This window comes from Bradyrhizobium sp. Arg237L (assembly GCF_029990105.1).
Lineage (GTDB): Bacteria > Pseudomonadota > Alphaproteobacteria > Rhizobiales > Xanthobacteraceae > Bradyrhizobium.
In genome coordinates this window covers 1-25,616 of the sequence record NZ_JAQMIL010000023.1, presented here as the reverse complement: position 1 = coordinate 25,616, position 25,616 = coordinate 1, and the positions used below count along the sequence as shown (strand labels likewise).

At 64.4% G+C, this 25,616-nt stretch carries 29 protein-coding genes; 17 read left to right on the top strand and 12 right to left on the bottom strand.

Annotated features, from left to right (window positions below):
- A complete protein-coding gene (gene ftsY / locus OZ411_RS16180; RefSeq protein WP_130579835.1) occupies positions 1–939 on the bottom strand; it encodes a signal recognition particle-docking protein FtsY in 939 nt (312 codons plus the stop codon).
- A 48-nt stretch (positions 940–987) separates the two neighbouring features.
- On the opposite strand from ftsY, the gene OZ411_RS16175 reads away from it, so the two are divergent.
- Positions 988–1,689, top strand: coding sequence for an RNA pseudouridine synthase (locus OZ411_RS16175; RefSeq protein ID WP_165421190.1), 702 nt, complete (start codon positions 988–990; stop codon positions 1,687–1,689).
- Positions 1,690–1,816: 127 nt separating this feature from the next.
- Here OZ411_RS16175 and mtaB read toward each other — a convergent pair whose 3' ends face one another.
- Both mtaB and dapF read right to left on the bottom strand, forming a co-directional pair.
- The gene (gene mtaB, locus OZ411_RS16170; RefSeq protein ID WP_282528773.1) at positions 1,817–3,082 is read right to left on the bottom strand and encodes a tRNA (N(6)-L-threonylcarbamoyladenosine(37)-C(2))-methylthiotransferase MtaB; all 1,266 of its coding nucleotides are present in this window, start codon (positions 3,080–3,082) and stop codon (positions 1,817–1,819) included.
- Between the two features lies 1 nt (position 3,083).
- A complete protein-coding gene (gene dapF, locus OZ411_RS16165; protein WP_282528772.1) occupies positions 3,084–3,962 on the bottom strand; it encodes a diaminopimelate epimerase in 879 nt (292 codons plus the stop codon).
- 303 nt (positions 3,963–4,265) lie between these two features.
- On the opposite strand from dapF, the gene OZ411_RS16160 reads away from it, so the two are divergent.
- Both OZ411_RS16160 and OZ411_RS16155 read left to right on the top strand, forming a co-directional pair.
- Positions 4,266–4,979, top strand: coding sequence for a GyrI-like domain-containing protein (locus OZ411_RS16160; protein WP_282528771.1), 714 nt, complete (start codon positions 4,266–4,268; stop codon positions 4,977–4,979).
- A gap of 10 nt (positions 4,980–4,989) precedes the next feature.
- A complete protein-coding gene (locus OZ411_RS16155; protein ID WP_130581202.1) occupies positions 4,990–5,685 on the top strand; it encodes an SIMPL domain-containing protein in 696 nt (231 codons plus the stop codon).
- A 6-nt stretch (positions 5,686–5,691) separates the two neighbouring features.
- On the opposite strand, the gene OZ411_RS16150 is transcribed toward OZ411_RS16155, so the two are convergent.
- Complete coding sequence (locus tag OZ411_RS16150; protein ID WP_282528770.1) at positions 5,692–6,756, bottom strand: MBL fold metallo-hydrolase; 1,065 nt, start codon at positions 6,754–6,756, stop codon at positions 5,692–5,694.
- Positions 6,757–7,218: 462 nt separating this feature from the next.
- Between OZ411_RS16150 and ffh the strand changes: the two genes are divergently transcribed.
- The 8 genes from ffh (at position 7,219) to OZ411_RS16110 (ending at position 14,483) form a co-directional block, all read left to right on the top strand.
- Positions 7,219–8,766: a signal recognition particle protein gene (gene ffh / locus OZ411_RS16145; protein WP_130581203.1), complete on the top strand. Its 1,548-nt coding sequence runs from the start codon at positions 7,219–7,221 to the stop codon at positions 8,764–8,766.
- Between the two features lie 172 nt (positions 8,767–8,938).
- A complete protein-coding gene (rpsP, locus tag OZ411_RS16140; protein WP_130229090.1) occupies positions 8,939–9,271 on the top strand; it encodes a 30S ribosomal protein S16 in 333 nt (110 codons plus the stop codon).
- An 18-nt stretch (positions 9,272–9,289) separates the two neighbouring features.
- The gene (rimM, locus tag OZ411_RS16135; protein ID WP_282528769.1) at positions 9,290–9,832 is read left to right on the top strand and encodes a ribosome maturation factor RimM; all 543 of its coding nucleotides are present in this window, start codon (positions 9,290–9,292) and stop codon (positions 9,830–9,832) included.
- A gap of 121 nt (positions 9,833–9,953) precedes the next feature.
- Positions 9,954–11,033, top strand: a complete 1,080-nt coding sequence (locus tag OZ411_RS16130) for a zinc-binding dehydrogenase (RefSeq protein WP_282528768.1) — start codon at positions 9,954–9,956, stop codon at positions 11,031–11,033.
- 9 nt (positions 11,034–11,042) lie between these two features.
- Positions 11,043–11,765: a tRNA (guanosine(37)-N1)-methyltransferase TrmD gene (trmD, locus tag OZ411_RS16125; RefSeq protein ID WP_282528767.1), complete on the top strand. Its 723-nt coding sequence runs from the start codon at positions 11,043–11,045 to the stop codon at positions 11,763–11,765.
- A 107-nt stretch (positions 11,766–11,872) separates the two neighbouring features.
- Entirely contained in the window at positions 11,873–12,262 is a 390-nt protein-coding gene (rplS, locus tag OZ411_RS16120) for a 50S ribosomal protein L19 (RefSeq protein ID WP_027580760.1), read from the top strand.
- A gap of 503 nt (positions 12,263–12,765) precedes the next feature.
- Positions 12,766–14,172, top strand: coding sequence for a 3-isopropylmalate dehydratase large subunit (leuC, locus tag OZ411_RS16115; RefSeq protein ID WP_282528766.1), 1,407 nt, complete (start codon positions 12,766–12,768; stop codon positions 14,170–14,172).
- A gap of 101 nt (positions 14,173–14,273) precedes the next feature.
- A complete protein-coding gene (locus OZ411_RS16110) occupies positions 14,274–14,483 on the top strand; it encodes a hypothetical protein (RefSeq protein WP_130581207.1) in 210 nt (69 codons plus the stop codon).
- Between the two features lie 117 nt (positions 14,484–14,600).
- On the opposite strand, the gene OZ411_RS16105 is transcribed toward OZ411_RS16110, so the two are convergent.
- The 4 genes from OZ411_RS16105 to OZ411_RS16090 all read right to left on the bottom strand — a co-directional run bounded on the left by OZ411_RS16105 (position 14,601) and on the right by OZ411_RS16090 (position 16,612).
- A complete protein-coding gene (locus tag OZ411_RS16105) occupies positions 14,601–15,134 on the bottom strand; it encodes a hypothetical protein (protein WP_282528765.1) in 534 nt (177 codons plus the stop codon).
- A gap of 182 nt (positions 15,135–15,316) precedes the next feature.
- Positions 15,317–15,628 (bottom strand): hypothetical protein, encoded by a 312-nt coding sequence (locus OZ411_RS16100; protein ID WP_130581209.1) that lies wholly within the window; start codon positions 15,626–15,628, stop codon positions 15,317–15,319.
- A gap of 147 nt (positions 15,629–15,775) precedes the next feature.
- The gene (locus OZ411_RS16095) at positions 15,776–15,997 is read right to left on the bottom strand and encodes a hypothetical protein (RefSeq protein ID WP_282528764.1); all 222 of its coding nucleotides are present in this window, start codon (positions 15,995–15,997) and stop codon (positions 15,776–15,778) included.
- Between the two features lie 303 nt (positions 15,998–16,300).
- A complete protein-coding gene (locus OZ411_RS16090) occupies positions 16,301–16,612 on the bottom strand; it encodes a hypothetical protein (RefSeq protein WP_282528763.1) in 312 nt (103 codons plus the stop codon).
- Between the two features lie 118 nt (positions 16,613–16,730).
- On the opposite strand from OZ411_RS16090, the gene OZ411_RS16085 reads away from it, so the two are divergent.
- The 3 genes from OZ411_RS16085 (at position 16,731) to OZ411_RS16075 (ending at position 18,724) form a co-directional block, all read left to right on the top strand.
- Positions 16,731–17,129 (top strand): metallopeptidase family protein, encoded by a 399-nt coding sequence (locus OZ411_RS16085; RefSeq protein ID WP_130581212.1) that lies wholly within the window; start codon positions 16,731–16,733, stop codon positions 17,127–17,129.
- Positions 17,130–17,295: 166 nt separating this feature from the next.
- Positions 17,296–17,901: a 3-isopropylmalate dehydratase small subunit gene (leuD, locus tag OZ411_RS16080; protein ID WP_028165134.1), complete on the top strand. Its 606-nt coding sequence runs from the start codon at positions 17,296–17,298 to the stop codon at positions 17,899–17,901.
- Positions 17,902–17,938: 37 nt separating this feature from the next.
- On the top strand, positions 17,939–18,724 hold the full coding sequence (locus OZ411_RS16075) for a hypothetical protein (RefSeq protein ID WP_282528762.1): 786 nt from the start codon (positions 17,939–17,941) through the stop codon (positions 18,722–18,724).
- Between the two features lie 2 nt (positions 18,725–18,726).
- On the opposite strand, the gene OZ411_RS16070 is transcribed toward OZ411_RS16075, so the two are convergent.
- Positions 18,727–19,605: a CoA ester lyase gene (locus OZ411_RS16070; protein ID WP_282528761.1), complete on the bottom strand. Its 879-nt coding sequence runs from the start codon at positions 19,603–19,605 to the stop codon at positions 18,727–18,729.
- A gap of 95 nt (positions 19,606–19,700) precedes the next feature.
- On the opposite strand from OZ411_RS16070, the gene OZ411_RS16065 reads away from it, so the two are divergent.
- A complete protein-coding gene (locus OZ411_RS16065; RefSeq protein WP_282528760.1) occupies positions 19,701–20,351 on the top strand; it encodes a carbonic anhydrase in 651 nt (216 codons plus the stop codon).
- A gap of 39 nt (positions 20,352–20,390) precedes the next feature.
- Here the strand turns inward: OZ411_RS16065 and OZ411_RS16060 are convergent, their stop codons facing one another.
- Both OZ411_RS16060 and OZ411_RS16055 read right to left on the bottom strand, forming a co-directional pair.
- Positions 20,391–20,942 (bottom strand): TIGR00645 family protein, encoded by a 552-nt coding sequence (locus tag OZ411_RS16060; RefSeq protein WP_282528759.1) that lies wholly within the window; start codon positions 20,940–20,942, stop codon positions 20,391–20,393.
- A 37-nt stretch (positions 20,943–20,979) separates the two neighbouring features.
- Entirely contained in the window at positions 20,980–22,014 is a 1,035-nt protein-coding gene (locus OZ411_RS16055) for an aspartate-semialdehyde dehydrogenase (RefSeq protein WP_282528758.1), read from the bottom strand.
- Positions 22,015–22,380: 366 nt separating this feature from the next.
- Between OZ411_RS16055 and OZ411_RS16050 the strand changes: the two genes are divergently transcribed.
- Positions 22,381–22,776, top strand: coding sequence for a hypothetical protein (locus OZ411_RS16050; protein ID WP_282528757.1), 396 nt, complete (start codon positions 22,381–22,383; stop codon positions 22,774–22,776).
- A gap of 103 nt (positions 22,777–22,879) precedes the next feature.
- Here OZ411_RS16050 and leuB read toward each other — a convergent pair whose 3' ends face one another.
- Positions 22,880–23,989 (bottom strand): 3-isopropylmalate dehydrogenase, encoded by a 1,110-nt coding sequence (gene leuB / locus OZ411_RS16045; RefSeq protein ID WP_282528756.1) that lies wholly within the window; start codon positions 23,987–23,989, stop codon positions 22,880–22,882.
- A 140-nt stretch (positions 23,990–24,129) separates the two neighbouring features.
- Here leuB and OZ411_RS16040 point away from each other — a divergent pair, with 140 nt between their 5' ends.
- Positions 24,130–25,320: a YbfB/YjiJ family MFS transporter gene (locus OZ411_RS16040; protein WP_282528755.1), complete on the top strand. Its 1,191-nt coding sequence runs from the start codon at positions 24,130–24,132 to the stop codon at positions 25,318–25,320.
- The last annotated feature ends 296 nt before the right edge of the window (positions 25,321–25,616 follow it).

Genomic DNA, 25,616 nt, shown 5'->3' with positions numbered 1-25,616 from the left:
CTACTCGATCCCTGCGATCGCCCTGGCGAAATCGCGCGCGGTGAAGGGGGCAAGATCATCGACGCCTTCGCCGACGCCGATGAAATGCACCGGCAATTTGTGCTTCTCCGACAGCGCCACCAGAATGCCGCCTCGTGCGGTGCCATCGAGCTTCGTCATCACGAGGCCGGTGACGCCAGCAGTACGGTGAAAGGCCTCGACCTGCGACAGCGCATTTTGTCCCACCGTGGCGTCAAGCACCAGGAGCACCGCATGCGGCGCCGTGGCATCGACCTTCCGGATCACGCGCACGACCTTTTCGAGCTCGTTCATCAATTCGGATTTGTTCTGCAGCCGGCCGGCGGTATCGATCAGCAGCACGTCGAGCTTCTGCTCCTTGGCCGCGCTCAACGCATTGAAGGCGAGGCTTGCGGAATCCGAGCCCTGCGCGCCCGCGACGACGGGCGATTTCGTCCGTTCGCCCCAGATCTTGAGCTGCTCGATCGCGGCGGCACGGAAGGTGTCGCCGGCGGCCAGCATCACCTTGCGGCCTTCCGCTGAAAGCTTGGCCGCGAGCTTGCCGATGGTTGTGGTCTTGCCGGAGCCATTGACCCCGACCACGAGGATGACGAACGGCTTTTTCGCCGCATCGATCTCGAGCGGCTGGGCAACCGGCGCCAGCACCTTCTCGACCTCAGTCGCGACCACGGCCTTGACCTCGTCGGCCGAGATCTCCTTGTCGTAGCGACCGGTGCCGACGGCTTCCGTGATGCGCACCGCGACGTCGGTCCCGAGATCGGCGCGCAGCAGCACATCCTCGATATCATCGAGCATGGCGCGGTCGAGCTTGCGCTTGGTGACGAGGCCGGCAACGGCAGCGCCGATCGAACTCGAGGTCCGCTTCAGCCCGTTGGAGAGCCGCTTCCACCAGCTCAGTTTGGGTGCAGTGGTATCGTTCATGGCAAGGGTGTGTTAGCCGTTTCGCCCCGCAAACGAAAGTCTCGACGCGTGAACGATGTTCCACAATTGACGCCGGCGGAAATCGAGGCCCGCGTGCTCCATCGCGACGGCCTGATGCTGGTGATCGACAAACCGGCGGGGATTCCGGTGCATCGCGGCCCAAAAGGCGGCCCCAATCTGGAAGCCTCGTTCGACGCGCTGCGTTTCGGCCTGCCGCGACCGCCGGTGCTCGCCCATCGGCTGGACCGGGACACCTCGGGCTGCCTCGTCCTTGGGCGGCACCGCAAGGCGACCGCCTCGCTCGGCCTACTGTTCAAGCACGGCAAGATATCAAAGACATATTGGGCCGTGGTCGAAGGCGGGCCTGCCGAAGAGCAAGGCACGATCGATCTGCCGCTCGGCCGCAAGAACGCCGAACGCGGCTGGTGGCAGAAGCCGGACCCGGAAGGTCAAAAGGCCGTGACGAACTGGAAAATACTCGGCCGCGGCAACGGTCTCGCCTGGGTTGCGATGGAACCGGTCACCGGCCGCACCCATCAATTGCGCGTGCACGCGTCCGCCATGGGCTGGCCGATCGTCGGCGACAACATCTACGGCAACGGCCCGCGCTTCGGCGAACCGCGCCTGCATCTGCACTCGCGCGAACTCATGATTCCGATCTCGAAGAACAAGGACCCGGTGCGCGTGACGGCGCCGGCGCCCGAGCACATGCATGAGCGGCTACGGGCGTGCGGGTGGAATGGGGAGTAGCCACCGCACACGCCACCGTCATCATCCGCGAAGGCGGATGATCCAGTATTCCAGAGACGGTCGCGCTAGCACCGAGAGGCCGGCGCATACTGGATCGCCCGGTCGAGCCGGGCGATGACAGCGGGGGTTAAACCAGCAGCCGGGCCCCATCATCACCGGCGATCGCAAGCGTCTGCACCGCGCCCGGTGTTTCGCCGCTGATCGCGACCGGCAGGAAGTGCTCCGTGCGGCCCTGTTTGTCGCTTTCGATCAGGACCTGACGCGTCGTGCCGATTTCGGCCGCGAGCCGCTTGCGTAACGCCGCGTCCCCCACGGCGCGCAGTCGTCGCGCACGCTCCTTGATCTCACCACCAGCCACCTGCGGCATCCGCGCCGCCGGCGTGCCCGGACGCTTGGAATAGGGAAACACGTGTAAAAAGGTCAGATCGCACTCCTCGACCAAAGCTAGCGAGCGTGCAAACATCTCTTCGGTCTCGGTCGGGAAGCCCGCGATGATGTCGGCGCCGAACGCCATGTCTGGCCGTAGTCGCCGCACCTGCGCGCAGAACTCGATCGCGTCCCGCCGCGAATGCCGCCGCTTCATCCGCTTCAGGATCAGATCGTCGCCGGACTGCAGTGACAGATGCAGATGCGGCATCAGCCGGGCATCATCCGCGATCACATCGAGCAGGTCGCGGTCAGCCTCGATGGAATCGATTGAGGAAATGCGGAGCCGCTTCAACTCCGGCACGTGCTTCAGGATCTGCCGGGTCAATGTGCCAAGCTTGGGCATGCCCGGCAGGTCGGCGCCATAGCTGGTGAGGTCAACGCCGGTCAGCACGATCTCGACATGGCCGCGTTCGACCAGCGCGCGGACCTGATCGACCACCGCGCCCATCGGCACCGAACGCGAATTGCCGCGGCCGAACGGGATGATGCAGAAGGTGCAGCGATGATCGCAGCCGTTCTGCACCTGCACGAACACCCGCGGCAGGCCCTTCTGAAAACCTTCTAGCAGATGCGGCGCCATCTCCTTGACCGCCATGATGTCGGCGACCGCCATCTTCTCGCTCGCCGCGACGCCAAGGCCTGCGGCGAATGCGGCGCGCGCATCGCGCCAAGCTGTGGTTCGCGTCTTCTCATCATTGCCGATGACGCGATCGACCTCGGCCATCTCGGCGAACATCTGCGCTTGGGTCTGCGCTGCGCAGCCGGTGACGACGATGCGCGCTTCGGGGTGCTCACGCTTCAACCGGCGGATCGACTGCCGCGCCTGCGCCACCGCCTCGTTGGTGACCGCGCAGCTATTGATGACGATCGTGTCGGCCAGGCCGGCGTTCTCCGCCTCGTGCCGGATCAGCTCCGATTCGAACGCATTCAGGCGGCAGCCGAAGGTGACGACGTCGATGGTCATCTCAGGTGACGCTGGCGCTGGCGAACAGCGCCGGATCGAAGCGGCCCTCATATTCGAAGCTCGCCGTCCCCGTCATCAGCACGTGGTCGTCGCGCTCGCGCCATTCGATCATGAGCTTGCCGCCGGGCAGCGTGATCTCGACGGCGCGATTGGCGCGCTTCAGCCGCGCCGCTGCCACCGCGGTCGCACAGGCCGCCGAGCCGCAGGCCTTGGTCAGGCCCGCCCCGCGCTCCCAGGTCCGGATCGTGATGTGATCGGGATCGACGATATGGGCGAGCGTGATGTTGGCACGCTCCGGGAAGATTGGATGGTTTTCCAGAAGCGGCCCGAAGCGGGAAAGGTCATAGGCGTTGACGTCTTCGACCCAGAAGATCGCGTGCGGATTGCCCATGCTGACGACCGAGGGCGAATGCAGGATCGGCGCATCGATCGGGCCGATCTGCAATTCGATATAGCGGGTGTCGCGAAACTCCTCGGCCAGCGGAATATCCTGCCAGCCGAATTTCGGCGGGCCCATGTCCACGGTGTAGAGATCGGGCGCAGGGCCCTGCCAGCAATTGAGCAGCCCGGCCCGGGTCTCGAAGGTAGCTGCCGTCTGCCCGGTCTTCTCGAACACACGGCGCACCACGCAGCGCATGCCGTTGCCGCAGGCGCCGGCTTCCGAGCCGTCATTGTTGTAGATCCTGATAAAGGCTTCCGTCCCCTGCAGCCGCGGCGGCTGCAGCACCATGAGCTGGTCGTAGGGCACGCCGGCTGGGGCTGCCACCGCGCGGGCGTCGTCCGGCGCCACCGCCGCCTTCGAATCGCGCATGTCGACCACGACGATCTCGTTGCCGATGCCGTTCATCTTGGCGAATGCGTGGTTGGCGAGCGCGCTCATGGAATTTCCCAATTTATGCCTGCCTTATATGGCGAATGAAGCCGAATTGGCCAGAGCATGATCCAGACCCGGGAGGCGGCGCTCGCGCAAAGCGACAGCGATTTTCCGAAAAAGATCCCGCTCGGACAGAAAGATGCAGCGGAATGATGTCGCGAAACGACGCTATTCATTCCGCACCCGCGGCCGCCCATGGCACAAGTGTCATGGGACGAAAGCGGAACTTGCGTGTTAGGACTATCGCGCCATGCGGACGTCAGCCGGGACGAAAAGGCGTCCGCTCGGGATGGGATGGAGAAGATCAAGATGATTCGATTCAATGGTTTCCGCGGCACCTTGGTCGCGCTGGTCCCGGTAGTCGCCATTGCCTGGGGCAGCGCGGCGCTGGCGCAAGCGCCGGCTCCAGCCGCCTCGCCTTCGCCGGCGCCTTCGGCCTCGCCGGTGCCGCCGGCACCAACCCCCTCTCCCGCGCCGCCGCCGGCCGAGACCAAATCACCGGCCGACACTCCGTCAGCCGCCCAGAGCCCGACGCCGCCCGCCTCCGCGCCGGTGCAGACCGCCGACCCCTTCGGTGAGGAGTTCACGCTGGAGCCGAAGAAGGTTGTCATGATGAAGGGCAACGCCAACTGGGATTCGGCCTTCGACGCCCTGATCGACTCGCTGAAGGCGCTGACGGCGGAGCTTGACAAGCAGAACATCAAGCCGACGGGCAATTCGATGATCGTCTATACCTCGACCGATGACACCGGCTTCACCTTCGTCGCGGAAATCCCTGTCGACCAGGAGGTGAAGAACCTCGGCAAGAACATGAGCATGGGCAACTCGCCCGACGGCAAGGCCCTGAAGTTCGTCCACCGCGGCTCCTACGACAACATGGACAACACCTACGAGGCGATCACCAACCACCTCGACGACAAGAAACTGGAGGCAAAAGACACCTTTATAGAAGAATACACCACCGATCCGCTGAAGACGGCGGAAGACAAGCTGGTGATCAACGTCTACGTACCCCTGAAGTGAAGTGAAGCGAATGAAACAGCTCGTTGCCCTCGCGGCGCTGGCGCTGGCGGCATCGCCTGCCCTGGCGCAGACGGTCCCGCCCCCTGCCATTTCCGTCAACGGCGAAGCCACGATCTCGGCCGCGCCCGACCAGGCCGAGATCGACGCCGGCGTGACCTCGGAAGCCAAGACCGCGCGCGAGGCGTCCGACATCAACAACGCCGCAATGGGCAAGGTGCTGCTGGCGCTGAAAGGCGCCGGCATCGATGAGAAGGACTACCAGACCTCGCGATTGTCGCTGCAGCCGCAATATCCGTCGGCTCAAAGCCGACCGGGGCCGGCAACGATTTCCGGCTATCGCGCCACCAATCGTGTGATCATCAAGGTGCGCGACATCGCCAAGATCGCGGGCCTGATCGATGTCCTGGTCGGCGCCGGCGCCAATGAGATCGGCGGGATCGGATTCCTGGTTTCGCAGGCCTCAAAACTGCTCGACGACGCACGCGAAAAGGCCATCGCCGACGCGCGCCGCAAGGCGGAAATCTACGCCAAGGCGGCCGGCGTAACGCTCGGCGATGCGCTCAGCATTTCGGAAGGCGGGCCGCCGACGCCCCTCTTCCGCGGCAAGATGGCCGCGCCAATGGCGGCAGCAGCTCCCGTTGCGCCGGGCGAGGAGACGCTGGCGGTCTCGGTGAACGTGTCCTGGGCGATCAAGCCGAAGCAGTAGCCGTCGTCAGATCTCAAACACCTGCCCCGGCTTCAGCACCGCGAATTTGTTCCGGGGCACTTCCGCCTGGTCCAGCGCCTCACCGAGCGCGATCGCCGGTGCATCGATGCCTTCATCGGTGAGCTGGAACGTGCCGTGGTGATGCGCCAGCGCCTGCGCGGCGCCGCAATCGGCCAGCGCCTTTACCGCATCGGCCGGGTTCATGTGCTGGTCGCGCATGAACCAGCGCGGCTCATAGGCGCCGATCGGCAGGATCGCGAGCCGCAGCGGGCCGTGCGCTTCGGCGACACGACGAAAATGCCCGCCGTCGCCATAGCCGGAATCGCAGACGATGTAGAGTTTGCCGACCGGCGTCTCCAGCACGAAACTCGCCCATAGCGCCTTGTTGCGGTCGAGCAGCCCACGCGCCGACCAGTGCCGCGTCGGCACCAGCGTCACGGCGAGGCCGTTGCCGAGTTCGACACGATCCTGCCAATCGAACGCTTCGGCTTTGATCGCGCGATCCGCCTCGCGCATGGCGACATCGTTGCCGAGCGGCGTAATCACGCGTGGCGAGAATTTGGCGGCGAGCTTCGAGAGCGTCGCGACGTCGAGATGGTCGTAATGACCGTGCGACACCAGCACGACATCGATCTCGGGCAACGCCTCGAAGGCGATGCCGGGATCGTTGTGCCGCTTCGGTCCCGCCCAGGAGAACGGCGAGGCGCGCATCGACCACACCGGGTCGACCAATATGTTGAGGCCAGCGACCTGGATCAGCCAGCTCGCATGGCCGACAAAGGACAGCCGCACCTTGTCGCCCTCGACCCGCGGCGGCGGCGTATCGGCGTGGGGACTGGGCACCCAGTCGGGCCAGTCCACGCGCTTCCGTTCGCCGCCAAATTGCCAGCGCAGCACCTCGCCGAGCGACTTCGGCGGCGCGCCGTCCGGATCGAAGAAGCGCAAACCATCGAAATGATCGGAGACGGGGCCGTCATAGGTCTTCATGCGGGTCATCCAAACCGACGGCACGCCGATCACGGCGGCGGCGCCGGCGAACAGTGCAAAGATGCGGCGGCGGGTGATGGGCACGGGGCTGTATCACGGGTAGTGGGGCGTTGGAATTTATATGGCACCGAGCGCGCAAATCGGAACCCATAATCGAAACATAAGTATTTTCATGTCGTTATGGGTTCAATTCGGATCACCTCACCCGACTTTTCCTTGACTTTCGGCGCCCGCGGGGGTTTAACGCCGCCACTTTCTCGGAAAGATCGTTCTTTTCGACCCGCCGACCGGCCCTCGAGACCGGAGGCCAACGCCCGACAGCGCTGTGCGCCCTCGGGCGCGAAAGTGTTTGGAAGACCGGCTTTGGAACATCATCTTGGCGTTCTGCGTCGGGACACCCAGGTTGTCATCACCCGCGAAAGCGGGTGATCCAGTAACCGGCGGCGTCTGTTTGATGCGATGTCCCGGCGTACTGGATACCCCGCTTTCGCGGGGTATGACGGCAAGTGACTGAGGTGCCTGCGGGCGCAACAAAGGACAACGGCATTGTTCGACAATCTGTCGGAAAAGCTTGGTGGCATCCTTGATCGGCTGACGGGGCGCGGTGCGCTCACCGAAAAGGATGTCGACGCCGCGATGCGCGAAGTGCGCCGCGCGCTGCTCGAGGCCGACGTCGCGCTCGAGGTTGTCAGGAGTTTCATCGAGCGCGTGCGCGAGCAGGCGGTCGGCGCCACCGTCGTCAAGTCGGTCACCCCAGGCCAGATGGTGGTCAAGATCGTCCACGACGAACTGGTCGCGACCCTCGGCTCCGACGGCCAGACCATCGACCTCAACTCGGTGCCGCCGGTTCCGATCATGATGGTCGGCCTGCAGGGTTCCGGTAAGACCACGACCACCGCGAAACTCGCCCGCCGCATGGTCCAGCGCGACAAGCGCAAGGTGCTGATGGCTTCGCTCGACGTCTATCGTCCGGCGGCGATGGAGCAATTGGCCGTGCTCGGCCGCGATCTCGACATCCCGACGCTGCCGATCGTCGCCGGCCAGAAGCCGCCGCAGATCGCGCGGCGCGCGATCGAGGCGGGCAAGCTCGGCGGCTATGACGTCGTGCTGCTCGACACCGCCGGCCGCACCACGCTCGACGAAGAGATGATGACGGAAGCGGCCGAGATCAAAGCCGTCGCCAATCCGCATGAAGTGCTGCTGGTCGCGGACTCCCTGACCGGCCAGGACGCGGTCAACCTCGCGCGCTCGTTCGACCAGCGTGTCGGGCTGACCGGCATCGTGCTGACCCGCGTCGATGGTGACGGCCGCGGCGGCGCCGCGCTGTCGATGCGCGCGGTCACCGGCAAGCCGATCAAGCTGATCGGCACCGGCGAGAAGACCGACGCGCTGGAGGACTTCCATCCGAGCCGCATCGCCGGCCGCATCCTCGGCATGGGCGACGTAGTGTCGCTAGTCGAGCGTGCCGCGGCCAATATCGACGCCGAAAAGGCCGCACGCACCGCCGAGCGGATGCGCAAGGGCCAGTTCGATCTCAACGACATGCGCGAGCAGCTCACGCAGATGGCGAACATGGGCGGCATCAGCGGCCTGATGGGCATGATGCCCGGCGTCGCCAAGATGAAGAACCAGATCGCCGCCGCCGGGATCGACGACAAGATCCTGAAGCGCCAGGTCGCGATCATCGATTCGATGACGCGGCAGGAGCGCAAGACCCCGGACATCCTGAAAGCGAGCCGCAAGAAGCGCATCGCCGCCGGCGCCGGCCAGAACGTCGAGCAGGTCAACAAGCTCTTGAAGATGCATCGGAACATGTCCGACATGATGAAGGCCATGGGTTCGGGCAAGCGCGGCCCGCTCGCCGGCATCGCGCAGGCGATGGGCTTTGGCGGCGGCATGAAGCCGCCTTCGCCGGAAGAGATGAAGGCGTTGGCCGAGAAGATGCAGGGCGCGCCCGGTGGCGGCCTGCCAAACCTGCCGAAAGACCTTCCCGTCGGCCTGCGCCAGGGCCTGCCCAATCTGCCGGGGCTCACCGGCCTCAGCGGCAAGCCGACACTGCCGGGCCTCGGCGGCCCGCCGGGGAAGAAGAAATGAGGAAGCTCGCTCCTCTCTCCATTCGTCATTCCGGGGCGCCGCGCAGCGGCGAGCCCGGAATCCATTTCACCGCTTGCATCCGTGGCCGGATGGATTCCGGGCTCGCTTCGCGCCCCGGAATAACGGGCTAATTCATCAACATCCAAATCAAACCACTTATCAGGAGAACCAAATGTCAGTCGTTATCCGTCTTGCGCGCGCCGGCACCAAGAAGCGTCCGGTCTATCACGTCGTCGTCGCCGACTCGCGCTTTCCGCGCGACGGCCGCTTCATCGAGCGGCTCGGCCATTTCAATCCGCTGCTGCCGAAGGACAGCGAGGCGCGGCTGAAGCTCGACATGGACAAGGTGAAGGCCTGGCTCGCCAAGGGCGCGCAGCCGTCGGACCGCGTGACCCGCTTCCTCGATGCGGCCGGCGTCGTGAAGCGCGCGCCGCGCAACAACCCGGAAAAGGCGGTGCCGCGCAAGGAGCGCAAGGCCCAGGCCGAAGCCGCCGCGAAGGCGTAAGCTTTCAGGCGCATGACGGTGCCCGCACCGGTTTGCGTCGCTCGGATCGGCGCTGCGCATGGCGTGCGCGGCGCCGTTAAGCTTTGGACCTTCACCGAAGACCCGCTGGCCGTGAAGGATTACGGCCCGCTGTTCACCAAGGACGGCGCGCGCCAGTTCGAGGTCGCGCATGTCCGCGAGGCCAAGGACCATCTGGTCGCGACGTTCAAGGGCGTATCCACGCGCGAAGAGGCCGAGCGTTTGAACGGCATCGAGCTCTACGTTCCGCGCGAACGATTGCCCGAAACCGACGATGACGAATACTACCACGCCGATCTGATCGGCCTCGCCGCTGTCACGACCGGCGACCAACCGCTCGGCAAGGTCCTCGCGATCCATAATTTCGGCGCCGGCGACATCATCGAGATCGCGCCGCCGCAAGGCGCAACGATGATGCTGCCGTTCACCAACGCGGTGGTGCCGACCGTCGACCTCGCCGGCGGGCGGGTCGTCGTCGAATTGCCTGAAGAGATTGAGGGCGAGGAACCCTCTCAGGGTCGTCCCCGCGAGAACACGGAGTAGTATCCGTAGCCCGGATGGAGCGAAGCGCAATCCGGGACCGCTCGCCGCCCACGGGCTTTCCCCGGATTGCGCTTCGCTCCATCCGGGCTACGTAGGGAATAGCGATAGCGGAGCAACGACGATGGCAAGCCACAAAGCCTGGCGCCTGCACGCGCATAACGATCTTCGCCTCGATGAAGTGGAGACACCAGCGCCCGCACCCGACGGCGTCGTGGTACGCATCGAAGCCGGCATGGTGCTTTCCTACACAGGCAAGGTGCTGTCAGGCGCGGTGCCCTACAGCCTGCCGCCGATGCCATTCGTGCCCGGGACCAACGCCATCGCGCGTCTGGTCGCGGTCGGCGACAATGTCAATCATGTCGAACCTGGCGACCGCGTCTTCCTGAGCCCGCATCTGCGCGCCGATGTGCCCGACCGCGAGCCGCCGCAGATCCTGATCGGGCTTACGGCCATGACAACCACGCCGGAAGCGCTGGCCCTGCAGACACGCTGGCGCGACGGCGTGTTTGCCGAGGTCGCGCATTGGCCGGCAGCCTGCGTGACGCCGCTTTCGGGGCTCGAGGACAGGCCCGCGACCGAATTGATCGGGCTCGCAAAACTGATCGTGCCGTTCGGCGGATTGCAGCGTTCGGGTCTGCGTGGCGGACAGACCATCATCATTAATGGCGCGTCGGGCTATTTCGGCTCGGGCGCGGTGATGCTGGCCGTCGCGATGGGCGCAGGACGCGTAGTCGCCGTCGGGCGCAAGCAGGCGGCACTGGAACTGCTGCGCGAGACCTTCGGTCCGCGCGTCATTCCGGCCGTCGTCAGCGGCAACGCAGCTGAGGACCTTCCGATCATCCGCCGCGCCGCGGCCGGCGGGGCCGAGGTCGCGCTCGACCTGCTCGGCAACGCCGGCAGCACCTCGACCACGCTGTCTTGCCTGCGCGCGCTGAGGCGTGGCGGGCGGCTGGTGCTGATGGGCAGCGCGGAGGCGCCGCTTGAGCTCTCGTTCCGCGAAATGCTGGCGAACGACTGGGAGGTGGTCGGGCAATTCATGTACGACCGGACGGCGCCCGGCCAATTGGCGGCGCTGGCCGCCGAGAACCTGCTCGATCTCCGCCAGATCAACGTCACGGCGTTTTCGCTTGCCGACATCAAGCGCGCGGTGGAAGCCGCCGCGCTGATGCAGGGTCTCGACCTCACGGCCGTGGTGCCGTAACGGAACCCGATGACCGCTCAGACCATATGGCGCGCCACCGTGCTGACCCTGTTCCCGGAGATGTTTCCGGGACCGCTTGGCGTCAGCCTGGCGGGCCGGGCGCTCGCCTCCGGCCTGTGGACGCTGGAACCGCGGGACATCAGGGATTCCGCGACCGACAGGCACCGCAGCGTCGACGATACCCCCGCGGGCGGCGGACCCGGCATGGTGCTCCGTGCCGACATCCTGGCTGCCGCCATCGATGCGACCGATATCGCGCCGGACCGGCCACGGCTGCTGATGAGCCCGCGGGGTCGGCCACTGACCCAGCCCATCGTCGCGGAACTCGCGTCCGGCCCGGGTCCGCTCATCGTCTGCGGCCGATTCGAGGGGGTCGATGAGCGGGTGATCGAGGCGCGCGGTCTTCAGGAGGTCTCGATCGGAGACTACGTGCTGTCGGGCGGGGAAATCGCCGCCATGGTGCTGATCGACGCCTGCGTACGGCTGTTGCCGGGGGTGATGGGCAAGCAGGCCTCCGGGGAGGACGAGACCTTCTCCGAGGGACTACTGGAATACCCTCAATATACCCGCCCGCAGGAATTCGAGGGCCGGCCGATTCCGGAAATCCTCACTTCGGGCGATCATGCCAAGGTTGCAGCTTGGCGACGGGCCCAATCCGAGGCTCTGACCCGGGCCAGGCGGCCGGATTTGTGGATCGCGCGGCACGGCACAAAAAACACGACAGACGGGTGACAAAGCCTCCGCTTTGCCTTATAGGAGCGCCCAAATCCGCAATCAGGATAGACCGAATTCTTGCGCAGCCCGCGTCGGTGCTGGGCGCGCCGCCGATGGAGATTTCAATGAACCTCATCCAGCAGCTCGAAAAAGAGCAGTACGACAAGCTCGCTGCGACCAAGCAGATCCCGGAATTCGCGCCCGGCGACACCGTGATCGTCAACGTCAAGGTGGTCGAAGGCGATCGCACCCGCGTGCAGGCCTATGAAGGCGTCTGCATCGGCCGTTCGGGCTCCGGCCTCAACGAGAGCTTCACGGTGCGCAAGATCTCCTATGGCGAGGGCGTGGAGCGCGTCTTCCCGGTGATGTCGCCGATGATCGACTCGATCAAGGTGGTGCGCCGCGGCAAGGTCCGTCGCGCCAAGCTCTATTACTTGCGCAATCTCCGCGGCAAGTCGGCGCGCATCGTTGAGAAGCAGGACAAGCAGGATCGCGCCGCCGCGGTCAACGAGTAAACTCATCCGACCAACACGGATGTGACTGAAAGCGCGGGGCCGGTCCCCGCGCTTTTTTGTTGCTTCGTGCGGTGACACCGGTGTCAATCCCTCATCCTGAGGAGCGCGGAACGCGCGTCTCCGGACGATGCTATGCATCGCCGGGAGAAGGATGGAGGCCCCGCCGGTGGCCTCGCCCTTCGAGACGCGCGCCGATGGCGCACTCCTCAGGGTGAATTCACGCGCACGCGGCTTTGAAGCCGTGACGCGCATTGAAAGCACTCGCGCTTCCGGATTGGCCTGCTATATATTTGTAGAATGGTTCCAGATCAGACCAGCATCGAGCCCATCAAGCGCGTCGTGATCGACGATCGCTCGCGGCTGCCTGGCCGGTTCTTCGGGCGCTTTGCGACCTCGGCGACGTCGGAGCTTACGCGCGCAGCTTGATGCTGCGCCGGCCTTTCGTTTGCCCCGGCACCTAACCGCGCCGATCCGCTACCACAACATCGCTGGAGCTGATGCTCATGTCCAAACCGACCACCCTGTATGACAAGATCTGGAACGACCATCTGGTGCACGAAGCCGAAGACGGCACCTGCCTGCTCTATATCGACCGCCATCTGGTGCACGAAGTCACCTCGCCGCAGGCTTTCGAAGGCCTGCGCGCCACTGGCCGCAAGGTGCACGCGCCGCAAAAGACGCTGGCCGTCGTCGACCACAACGTGCCGACCACCGATCGCACCAAACCCAACCCCGATCCTGAGAGCATCGAGCAGATCAAGGCGCTCGCCGAGAACGCCAAGGAATTCGGCATCGAATATTACAACGAGTTCGACAAGCGCCAGGGCATCGTCCACGTCATCGGCCCCGAGCAGGGTTTCACGCTGCCCGGCACGACCATCGTCTGCGGTGACAGCCATACCTCGACGCATGGCGCGTTCGGCGCGCTCGCGCACGGCATCGGCACTTCCGAGGTCGAGCATGTGCTGGCGACACAGACGCTGATCCAGAAGAAAGCCAAGAACATGCGCGTCACCGTCGACGGCAAATTGCCCGAAGGCGTGACCGGCAAGGACATCATCCTCGCCATCATCGGCGAGATCGGCACCGCCGGCGGCACCGGCTACGTGCTGGAATATGCCGGCGAGGCGATCCGCGCGCTGTCGATGGAAGGCCGCATGACCGTCTGCAACATGTCGATCGAAGGCGGCGCGCGCGCTGGCCTGGTCGCGCCCGACGAGAAGGCGTTCGACTTCCTCCGCGGCCGTCCCAAGGCGCCGAAGGCCGAGGCCTGGGATGCGGCGATGCGCTACTGGGAGACGCTGCGTTCCGACGACGGCGCGCATTTCGACCACGAACTCCGGCTGGACGCAGCAAAGCTGCCGCCGATCGTGACCTGGGGCACCTCGCCCGAGGATGTCATCTCGGTCACCGGGTTCGTGCCGGATCCCGACAAGATCGCGGACGAGGCCAAGCGCCTCTCCAAGCATCGCGCGCTGAAATATATGGGCCTGACAGCGGGCACGAGGATCACCGACATCAAGCTCGACCGCGTCTTCATCGGCTCCTGCACCAACGGCCGCATCGAGGATTTGCGCGCCGCGGCCAAGATTGCCGAGGGCAAGACGGTGAATGCGCACGTCAATGCGATGATCGTGCCAGGCTCCGGCATCGTGAAGGAGCAGGCGGAGGCGGAGGGTCTCGACAAGATCTTCATCAAGGCCGGCTTTGAGTGGCGCGAGCCGGGCTGCTCGATGTGCCTGGCCATGAACCCCGACAAGCTGAAGCCGGAAGAGCGCTGCGCCTCCACCTCGAACCGCAACTTCGAAGGACGCCAGGGCTTCAAGGGCCGCACCCATCTGGTGTCGCCAACAATGGCGGCTGCTGCGGCAATCGCCGGGCACTTTGTCGACGTGAGGGAGTGGCGTTAACCACCTTTCCCTCAAGCTCGATAAATCGCGGAAACGCCTCGTTAAGCAGCGAGGCGCAGACTTGCTCCTTGCGGATGCATCCTTTCGCAAGGAGCCGAGCCATGGCCGACAAGCGCGAATATATCGATATGGTCAGCGAGGCGACGCGCCAGAACCGGCGCCGAACCATGCCGCGCGTGATCGATCCAATGCCTCAGGCGAAAGAAACCTCGCGCCTCAGCCACTGGCCGCCGGACCGCTGGGCGCAATGGCGGGTCGAGAACCTGACGCCGTGGAAGCTGAAGTCCTGGAAGTTCAGGGACTGGGATTAAGACGGCTCATTTCGAGCCCGTAGCCCGGGTGGAGCGGAACGCGCAACCCGGGACACTTGCATCAACATTGCGTACCGGCCCCGGGTTACGCTGACGCTTCACCCGGGCTACGAAGCCTCACCAATACGGACGCCAATAGTGGTGACGATACCACCAGGGGCGGCAGATCCGGCGCGGGCCGTAATAGGTCCAGATGATCCGACAACGGCGCGGGTAATAGTAGCGCGGATAATAGTACGGCCTTGCATAGTAGAACCGGCGGTGAAAATGACGCCGGTGGAAGTAGGGCCGGTGGTAGGCGTAGCGATAGCCGCCGCCGGAGTAGCGATGGAAGCCGCCGCCGCGATGGAACGCGACACCCCCACCTCTGAAACCACCACCCCGGAAACCACCGCCACGGAAGCCGCCACCATGGAAACCACCACCGCGGAATCCGCCGCCATGGAAACCGCCGCCACGACCGCCGCCATGGCCCCGAAACTGCACTTCGGTGGCCAGCCCTTCAGTCGCCGCCTTCGTCGCCGGTACGGCGCCCGGGCTGGCCAGTGAGAGCGCCTCGGCGCGCTGCGTTGCCGTCGTAAGGACGAACACCGCGGCAGCCGCAAGGCCGACGCGACTGATCATGCCGCGCCCGAATTGTCGTCTCCTCATTCCGAAAACCTCCTTGAAGCGCGCAATAGCAATCGCGCCGCCTAGAAGGCGTGCGTCGTCATCGCGTGCATGTGCGGTCGCTCCCATCATGACGCTAGAGACAGCGACGTGAACGCGCCGTGAATGCGACACGAGCGAAAGAGGATTGCAATCAACCGTCTGTTTGGGAAGCGCTCAGCGCCTCACCACCACCACGGGTCATGCCGGAAGCCGAATGCGTACGGGACCGGCCTGTCATATGGATATGGTCGGAAGTAGTAAGGCTGCGTGTAAGCGCGAGAGTAAGGAGGATAGGGCCGGTAGTAGAAGTCGATGTAGGACCGATCAACGTTTCGGTAGTAGGGCCTGTAGCGGCGCGCACTGAAATCCGTGGCTCCTGCATCAGCCTTTTGCGCGACGGTCCGCTGCGGCCCTGCCGCGGCCGTCGTCACTGACGCCGGCGATGCCAATACCATGACACCTGCAACCAGCGCGGCGCCGATCCAACCCTTCATGAGATGACTCCTCCAGCAATCGAGCGGGCGATAACGGGTACAATCATGCCTGTTTCTTGGCTGAAATGGAAACTTTCTTGGCTGAAAATGAAAAACAGGCCCGTTACTCACGGGCCTGTGCGCTCTGCGTTGAATGCCGCGAGCCTGTCAGCGGCGCCAGTGGCGGCGAGGATGCCAACGGTGCGGGCGGTGATGGCGACGGGAGTGCCAGCGCACTTCGGTCGTCTCCGACATCTGCTTCGGAGCATCCTGAACCGCCGCAGCGGCGCCGGGGCTGTTCAGCGAAAGCGCGTGAGCGCGCTCGCCCGGCACGGCAAGCGCAAGCAGGGAACTGGCGGCAACCAGCCCCAGAAGTTTTGTCATCTTCATTTTTTTGTTCTCCCGAACGTCCTCGGATGTCACGTCTGCAACCTTCGATTCGAATCGAGTGAGGCTGCCGCGACGCAGGTCGCAAGCAGAAGCGGACGACGTGAATGTGGAGGGAATGAATCCGCGCCGCGGACGTGAACGCCGGACTGCGCGTTTCAGTTCCTTGATAAAGTCAGGAATTCTGGCCGTGCGCAGTACCGGCGATTGGCGATGCTGCTAGAGCATGATCCGGAAAAGTGGAGACCGGTTTTCCCTCGCGACAAACGCGAAGCGTTTGCGCGGAGATCATGCTCAAGCGGGAAGCTAGCCGGGGCGCCAGTAGCAGTGCATGCGCGGCGTGATCACGGTTCCGCTCGGCCGGTATTCCTGCACATAGGTAGCGGTGCAATCGCGCACGGCGTTCGGGCCGGGATTGTAGCGCGGGATGACATCCGGTTCCCAGTGATCCTGGCGGTAGATCGGAATCCGCCGCAGCGGCCGCCGGCGCTGTGCGGAGGACTCAGAGATGGTGGGCGCAACCGCCTGCACGCCCGGCGTTGCCGATGGAGCCGTTTGCGCCTGCGCGCTAGCAACCGGCAGCGAGGCTCCCGCCAAAGCCGCCAGTAGCATTCCCATCACGATCCGCCGCATCACGCCCACCCAAAATCCAGTTCGCGGGCCGTACGGTCTCCGATTGCCGCGACAAGGTCAACAGCGCTGGCGCCCTGTGCGAAACTCGCGCTAAACAAGCGCCATGTGGACCACAGCCAAAGCGCCATCGCTCGCCGAAATGGAGGCCATGGCGCATGACGTTTTCGAGCGCCTGCCCAAGCGCTTTCGCAGCCTTTGCGAAGGCGTGATCATCCGCGTCGACGATTTCCCGACCGACGAAGTCATGGACGAGATGGGCTGCGAAAGCGAATTCGACCTGCTCGGCCTGTTCCAGGGCATAGGTCTCCCGCACCAGAGCCATGGCGACGTCCCGCACTTGCCCAACATGATCTGGCTCTACCGCCGGCCGATCCTCGACTATTGGGCCGAGCACGAGGAGACGCTGGGCCACATCGTCCGCCACGTCCTGGTCCATGAGATCGGCCACCATTTCGGCCTCTCCGACGCCGACATGGAGGCGATCGAGGCCGCTGCAGGCTAAAGCGTTTTCGAGCGAAGCATGTCCTCGGACTTGATCCGAGGGTGGCCCCCGGTTCGCGTGAAGAAAACGCGTCAGACAAAGGCCCCATGCGCAAATTAGCCTTTTTCCAGGGGGTTTTTCGGGATAGATAACCCCCTCTCCCACCTTGAACCGGGAAGTGCGATCGATGGATAAGTTCACCAAGCTGGAAGGCGTCGCGGCGCCATTGAAGATCATCAATGTCGACACCGACATGATCATCCCCAAGCAGTACCTGAAGACCATCAAGCGCACCGGCCTTGGCAAGGGGCTCTTCTCGGAGCAGCGCTACAAGGACGATGGCAGCGAGAATCCCGATTTCGTGCTCAACAAGCCGGCCTATCGCAATGCCAAGGTCTTGGTCGCCGGCGACAATTTCGGCTGCGGATCGAGCCGCGAGCACGCGCCCTGGGCACTGCTCGATTTCGGTATCCGCTGCGTGATCTCGACCTCGTTCGGCGACATCTTCTACAACAACTGCTTCAAGAACGGCATCCTGCCGATCCGCGTTGCCCAGGAAGACCTCGACAAGCTGTTCGACGACGCTGAGCGCGGCGCCAATGCGACGCTGACGATCGACCTGGCGAATCAGGAAATCCGCGGTCCCGACGGCGGCGCCGTGAAGTTCGAGATCGACCCGTTCCGCAAGCACTGCCTGATCAACGGCCTCGACGATATCGGGCTGACGATGGAGAAGAAGTCGTCGATCGACGACTACGAGGCCAAGGCCAGCCGCGAGCGCGCCTGGGCCTGATCTTTCCGCTCCGGATCAAGCTCTAGAGGAACGACGCATGCGTCCGGACGTCGTCACCTTCTGGCATGGTCCGCTCGACCGGCTGCGGCTGACCTGCCTGCGTTCGCAGGTCACCGCCGGCCACAAGGTCACCGTCTACAGTTTCGATCCGCTGCCCGGCCTGCCCGACGGCATCGGCAATGCCGAGGCCGAAGCGATCCTGCCGCATGCGTTCTCCGAGAAGCTGCGGCCGCCGGAACCGGATGGGAGCTGGCGCGGCTGGACCATCCTGCAGTTCAGCGATTTTTTCCGCATACGGCTGATGGCCGAACGCGCGGGCGTTTGGCTCGATGCCGATGTGCTGCTCCTGAAGCCGATCGAGATCGATCCGGCCAAGCCCTATTTTGCGTGGGAGCGGCCGCGCCAGCTCGGCAACTCCGTGCTTTATCTGCCGCCGGACGATCCGATCGTGCGCGCCTTCGAAGGATTGATGAAGCAGGAGGAGCTGACGCCGGAGTGGCTCGCGCTCCGTCATCGCGTTGTCTTCGCGCTGCGGCGCCTGCGCGGCGTTTCCAACCGTCTCTCCGACATCCGGATCTCCCTCTACGGCCCGCCGGCACTCACCGCGCTCGCCCGCCGCGCAGGGGAATTGCAATATGCCCTGCCGAAGCAGTCGTTCTATGCGGTGCATGCCGAACCGAAATTGTTCTTCGAGCCGCGCGACTACTCGAAATTGCTCGGCAATCCCGACGTCATCGGCCTGCACATCTCGCCGAAGGGCCGCGGCCGCGAGGCGCCGATCCCGGGCAGTCTTTATGCGTGGGCGGCCGAAAAATTCGCCTGAGGTCAATTCCTCACTGCCGCGATCGCATCTGCAATCGCGATCGTGCGCCGCGCCATCTCGGCGTGGAGCCGCTCCACCATGCGGCCGTCGATCTGGATCGCGCCGCGCGAGGCATTCTCCGGCTTGTCGAACGCGGCGAGGATCTTGCGGGCTTCCGCGACTTCGTCCGCCGGCGGGGTAAAGATCGCGTTGCAAGCTTCGATCTGGCCCGGATGGATCAGCGTCTTGCCGTCGAAACCGAGATCGCGGGCTTGTGCGCATTCGGCGGCAAAGCCGTCGACATTGGCGAAATCGCTATAGGGACCGTCGAGGATCTCCAAGCCGTGCGCGCGCGTCGCCAGGATGCAATGGGTGATCATCGGGATCATGATCGCACGACCCGGCTGCATCTTGATCCGCGTCTCCCGCGAAATGTCGTTCGGGCCGAACACGAAACCGGCAAGCCGGGTCTCTGAATCCTTTGAGGCCGCAGCGAGTTCCTCGGCATGCAGCACCGCGCGCGCGGTCTCGATCATGGCCCAGACCCGGATCGAGGCAGGGGCGCTGATGTCGCTCAGGCGGTCGGCAATCGCATTGAGGTCGTCGACGCTGGAGACCTTGGGAACCAGGATGCCGTCGGGCTGCGCCTTGCCGACCATGCCGATGTCGTCGACCCACCACGGCGTGTCGAGGCCGTTGATCCGGACCAGCACCTCGCGCTTGCCGAAGCCCTTGGCCGCTACGGCAGCCGCGATCTGGTCCCGCGCCAGGCCCTTGGCGTCCGGCGCCACCGAATCCTCGAGGTCGAGGATGATGCCGTCGGCCGGCAGGTTGCGCGCTTTCTCCAGCGCCCGCGCATTGGATCCGGGCATGAACAACAGGCTGCGGCGCGGACGGGTCATGGTCGTTTCCTTTCGGTCGTTTCCATCCCGCCTATCATTTCGGCCATCAGTCCGAAAGCCTTGTTCCGGTCATCGGCTTGTGGTTAGGCAAGGGCATGGAGCTCTTCCCGCAACATCTGCTCGACGGCTACCGGGCTTTCGCCACGCAGCGGCTGCCCACGGAACAGTCCCGCTACCGCGAATTGTCCGTGCGCGGCCAGTCACCCGAGGTGATGGTGATCGGCTGCTGCGATTCCCGCGTCTCGCCGGAAGTGATCTTCGACGCCGGGCCGGGTGAATTGTTCGTGGTGCGCAACGTCGCCAACCTGGTTCCGGTCTACCAGCCCGACAGCGGCGCCCACGGCGTCTCGGCGGCGCTGGAATATGCCGTCAGCGTGCTCAAGGTGAAGCACATCGTCGTGCTTGGCCATGCCCAATGCGGCGGCATCCGCGCGTTTATCGATAAGATCCAGCCGCTGTCGCCCGGTGATTTCATCGGCAAGTGGATGCAGATGTTCATCAAGCCCGGCGAGGTGGTCGAGCAGCGCGAGCACGAGACGATGCAGGATTTCACCATCCGAATCGAGAAAGCCGCGGTGTTCCGCTCGCTCGAGAACCTGATGACGTTCCCGTTCGTGCGCGAACGGGTGGAGAAGGGCGAGACGAACCTGCACGGCGCCTATTTCGGCGTCGCCGAAGGCTCGCTGTTCATGCTCGACCGGACGACGAAGGAATTCGTGAGTGCGCGAGTTGCGCGTAGCAAATAGGCTAACTCCACTCGCTATTCGCTACTCACTATTCGCCAATCAATCCGCCCCGTGGCCGGCGCCCCAGCGGTCCGATAAGGCCAGGATCAGGGTCGAGATCACGAACACCAGGTGGATGCCAACCAGCCATCCGAGCTTCTGCGCGTCGAAGACCGCATCGATGTTCAGGAAGGCTTTCAGCACCTGGATCGCCGAGATCGCCACGATCGAGGACAGCAGCTTCTGCTTCAGGCCGCCGAAATCGACCTTGGTCATCCATTCCGGCCAGTCCGGATGGCCGGCGGGATCGATCCGGGAAACGAAGTTCTCATAGCCCGAGAACACCACGATCAGGATCAGATTGCCGGTCAGCGACACGTCGATCAGTGAGAGCACGCCGAGGATGATGTCGGATTCCTTGGCGTACGGCACGTGCAGGATGAACTCCCACAGCAGTGCGACGAACTTGTAGAGCAGCACCGCGAGGCTGACGACGAGACCGAAATAGAACGGCGCCATCAGCCAGCGGCTGTTGAAGATCAGGCTTTCGAAGCCGATCTCAACGCGTTTCAGCCTGGGATCAGGTCGATAAGGAACCGGCTCGTCGGTCATCGATTCCGGCTCCCCGGTCATTCACCAATCGCGACTCTCAGGCCGCCTTCTTCTTGGCGGTGAGCAGCTTGCGGTTGATCAGGCATTCGGCGATCTGCACCGCATTCAGCGCGGCGCCCTTGCGCAGATTGTCCGACACGCACCACAGCACGAGTCCGTTCTCCACTGTCGCGTCCTCGCGGATGCGGCTGATATAGGTGGCGTCCTCGCCGGCAGCCTCATAGGGCGTGACGTAGCCGCCGGGCTCCTGCTTGTCGATGACGAGACAGCCTGGCGCGTTGCGGAGAATGTTGCGCGCCTCATCGGCCGAGATCGGGTTCTCGAACTCGATGTTGACCGCTTCCGAATGGCCGACGAAGACCGGCACGCGCACGCAGGTCGCGGAGAGTTTGATCTTGGGATCAAGGATCTTCTTGGTCTCCGCCATCATCTTCCACTCTTCCTTGGTGTAGCCGTCCTCCATGAAGAGGTCGATGTGGGGGATGACGTTGAAGGCGATGCGCTTGGGGAATTTCTTGTTGACCAGCTCGTCATTGGTGTAGACGGCCTTGGTCTGCGAGAACAGTTCGTCCATCGCGTCCTTGCCGGCGCCCGAGACCGATTGATAGGTCGACACCACGACGCGCTTGATCGTCGCCTTGTCGTGCAGGGGCTTCAGCGCCACCACGAGCTGCGCGGTCGAGCAGTTCGGATTGGCGATGATGTTCTTCTTAGTGAAGCCCGCCGCCGCGTCCGCATTCACCTCCGGCACGATCAGCGGCACATCCGGATCCATGCGCCAGGCCGACGAATTGTCGATCACGACAACACCGGCGGCACCGATCTTCGGCGACCATTCCTTGGACACCGCGCCGCCCGCCGACATCAGGCAGATGTCGACATCAGAGAAGTCGTAATGCTCGAGCGCTTTGACCTTCAGGGTCCGGTCGCCATAGGAGACGTCGACGCCGACGCTGCGGCGCGAGGCCAGCGCCACCACCTCGTCAGCCGGGAATTTGCGCTCGTCCAGAATGCCGAGCATTTCCCGCCCGACATTACCGGTCGCACCCACCACCGCGACTTTGTAACCCATCGTTCACTCTCCGAGGAAAAATGCTCGCCTGCCGCGTCCGGCCGCTCAAGGAAGCGCAGCGCTTCTATGCGAGAAACGCCGTTAAGACAACGTTAGTCGTAGCGCTTCGCCGGTCTGGCCGCCTGTTCAGGTGACATGATGTAATCACTCAGGCGCCGCACGCCACCGGCCGCGGCGCCCCTCCGATGATGGCGACATCGCGGCAAGGCACTGGTTTTCATGAAACTTTTGCGCTCGCCGCGGCATTATTGCGCGCGGGTGTGGCGCATTTGACCTAGTGGCGGCAGTTGCGCCAGGGCTACAATGTGACCAAATCAGATGGGGCGACCTGCCGGCATCCGGTCGGGGCACAGTGACGAGGATGAAATGACTGCCAGATTTCCTGCTGCGACCAGGTTCGCGGTATTCTTTGCGACCGCTGCGGCGGTGGTCGGTCTCCTCGCCAGCCCTGCCGATGCCCAGAGCAGGCGTCAGGACCAGCTCCGGTATGACCGCGACGGCCGGGTCACCTACGGCGGCCAAGGGCCCAACCGTTCCTACCAGCAGGGACCACGCACGCGCGTCTTCGTGACCACGCGCTCGTGGCTCGATGCCGGCACCGAGGTGCTGCCAGGCGACCGCAAGTTCCAGGACTACGCCTTTCCGTCGCCGTTCGGGTACCCGGACTTCGCGCGGGAAAACCTCAATCGGCCGATCGACCGCCAGCCGCTCAACCCGCCGTCGGATCTGGGCGGCGAGCCGACCAGGTTCCCGCTGTATTGAGAGCCTGTAGCCCGGGTGGAGCGCAGCGCAGCGTGCCCACCTTTCTTGTACCCAACTTGGATGGTGGGCACGCTGCGCTTTGCCCACCCTACGCATCCCCCGCTCAGTGCAGCTTCTGCAATTCTTTCAGGATTGCTTCGCCCATCTGCGTGGTCGAGGCTGATGTCGTGCCTTCGGACTTGATGTCTGCAGTACGCAATCCGCTTGCGAGCACGGCGGCGATGGCGGCATCGAGCTTGTCGGCGAGCGTGCCCATGTCGAAGGAATAGCGCAGCGCCATCCCGAACGAGGCGAGCATCGCGATCGGGTTGGCGAGGCCTTGGCCTGCGATATCCGGCGCCGAGCCGTGGACCGGTTCATACAGCGCCTTGCGCTTGCCGCTCTTCGCATCGGTCTCGCCGAGCGAAGCCGACGGCAGCATGCCGAGCGAGCCGGTGAGCATCGCCGCGATGTCGGACAGCATGTCGCCGAACAGATTGTCGGTGACGATGACGTCGAACTGCTTCGGCCATTTCACCAGCATCATGCCGCCGGAATCGGCGAGCTGATGCTCGAGCGTCACCTCGGGGTATTCGCGCTTGTGCACCTGGGTGACGACCTCGTTCCAGAGCACGCCAGACTTCATGACGTTGCGCTTCTCCATCGAGGTCACCTTGTTGCGGCGCTTCTTCGCAAGGTCGAAGGCGACGCGGGCGATGCGTTCGATCTCGTAGGTGTCATAGACCTGGGTGTCGATGGCGCGCTTCTGGCCGTTGCCGAGATCGGTGATAGTCTTCGGCTCGCCGAAATAGACCCCGCCGGTAAGCTCGCGCACGATCATGATATCGAGCCCCTCGACCGCCTCGCGCTTCAGGCTGGAGGCATCGGCGAGCGCCGGATAGCACACGGCGGGCCGCAGATTGGCGAACAGGCCGAGATCCTTGCGCAGCCGCAACAGGCCGGCCTCGGGCCGCACGTCATAGGGGACGCTGTCCCATTTCGGCCCGCCGACCGCGCCGAAGATCACGGCATCGGCGGCTTTCGCCTTGGCCATGTCCGCTTCCGAGATCGAGACCTTGTGCGCGTCATAGGCGGCGCCGCCGACCAGCCCCTCTTCGGTCTCGAAAACAGCGATACCTTCCGCCTTGAGCCAGCCGATCAGGCGCTTCACCTCCGCCATCACTTCGGGGCCGATGCCGTCGCCGGGCAGGAGCAGGAGCCTGTGGGTCGCCATGGGGTTTTCGCCTTGAGATCTAAGGAAATCCGCGCGGAGTGCTAAAGCGCTGTTGCGCGGTTGGCAAGACACCATTCCCGGAGCGCGGCCTGTGCAAGGACGGCCGGGCCTGCCACAATGGAGCCTCGCCGGAGTTCTCAGTGAAAGCCCCCGACCTTCCCTCATCTTCCGCGCACCCCGCGCGGCTGATTCTGATCCTGTCGCTGGCGCCGACTGCGGGGCTCGGCATCGGCCGTTTCGCCTATTCGCTGGTGCTGCCTGATATGCGCGAGCAGCTCGCGTGGTCCTATTCGGCGGCGGGCTTCATGAACACGATCAACGCTGCCGGCTATCTGATCGGCGCGCTGCTCGCCGCGCGGCTGATCCGGCGCTTCGGGCTGGTGGCCTCCGTGCGCTGGGGAACGCTGGCCTGCGTGGTGTCGCTCGCGCTTTGCGCCATCACCGGGAACTTCGTAGTGCTGAGCTTTGCGCGGCTGCTCGCCGGCCTTGGCGCTGCGGCCGGCTTCGTCGGCGGCGGCGCGCTTGCGGCGATGATCGCGCAGACGCGGCCCGAGCGCGCCAATTTCCTGCTCAGCCTGTTCTATGCCGGACCCGGCAGCGGCATCCTGCTGTCAGGGCTGGTGGCGCCGTTCGTGCTGCAATGGTGCGGCCCGGGCTCATGGTGGATCGTGTGGTGGGCGATGACGCTGCTCGCGGCCATCATGACCATTCCGCTGTGGCTCGCATCCTTCCCGTCCGATGCCATGACCAGGCAGGAGGCCTCGGCGAAGTTCGCGATTGCGCCGGTTGTGATCTATCTCGGCGGCTATTTCCTGTTCGGCGCCGGCTATATCGCCTACATGACGTTCATGATCGCCTATGTGCGCGACGCCGGCGGCGGCGCGCTGGCGCAAAGCGCATTCTGGAGCTTGATCGGGCTGAGCGCTTTCGTGACACCGTGGGTGTGGCGAGGCGTGCTTGGTCTCAACCGCGGCGGGCTTGCCACCACGATCATCCTCGGCGTCAACGCGATCGGCGCCGGACTGCCGATTTTCGGACACTCGCCGCTGTTGCTCGCGGTCTCCGCCCTGGTGTTCGGCGTTGCCTTCTTCGCGGTGGTGGGATCGACCACCGCCTTCGTGCGCTTCAACTATCCGCCATCGTCATGGCCAACCGCGATCGCCGCGCTGACGATCTCGTTCGGGATCGGTCAGACCATCGGACCGATTGTGGTCGGCGCGATCACCGATGCGGCCGGCAGCCTGTCGTTCGCGCTGAACATATCGGCAGCGATGCTGGCGCTCGGCGCGGTGCTCTCGGCGTTCCAGCGGAGGCTGGAAGTGAAAACATAGAGCGTCGCGCTTTCTCCAGCAGAGGCCGTTGGGTGGGCAAAGGCGCGCTTCGCGCCGTGCCCACCATCCAGCACCGCGCTCGCGATGGTGGGCACGCTTCGCTTTGCCCATCCTACGGCGTGCCCAAATTTTGATTCAGTTGTCAAACAGCGGAGAGGATGTGAGTCCACGTTCTCGCGGCGCTTTTGCGCCCGAGGTTTGCGTCGCTGTTACCCTCTGAAAATGTAGAGGGCGCAGGGAAAGCCGGGTGCCGGTTGCACCCATGGGTCCCGTGCAACAAAAAGCACGGGGGTAGG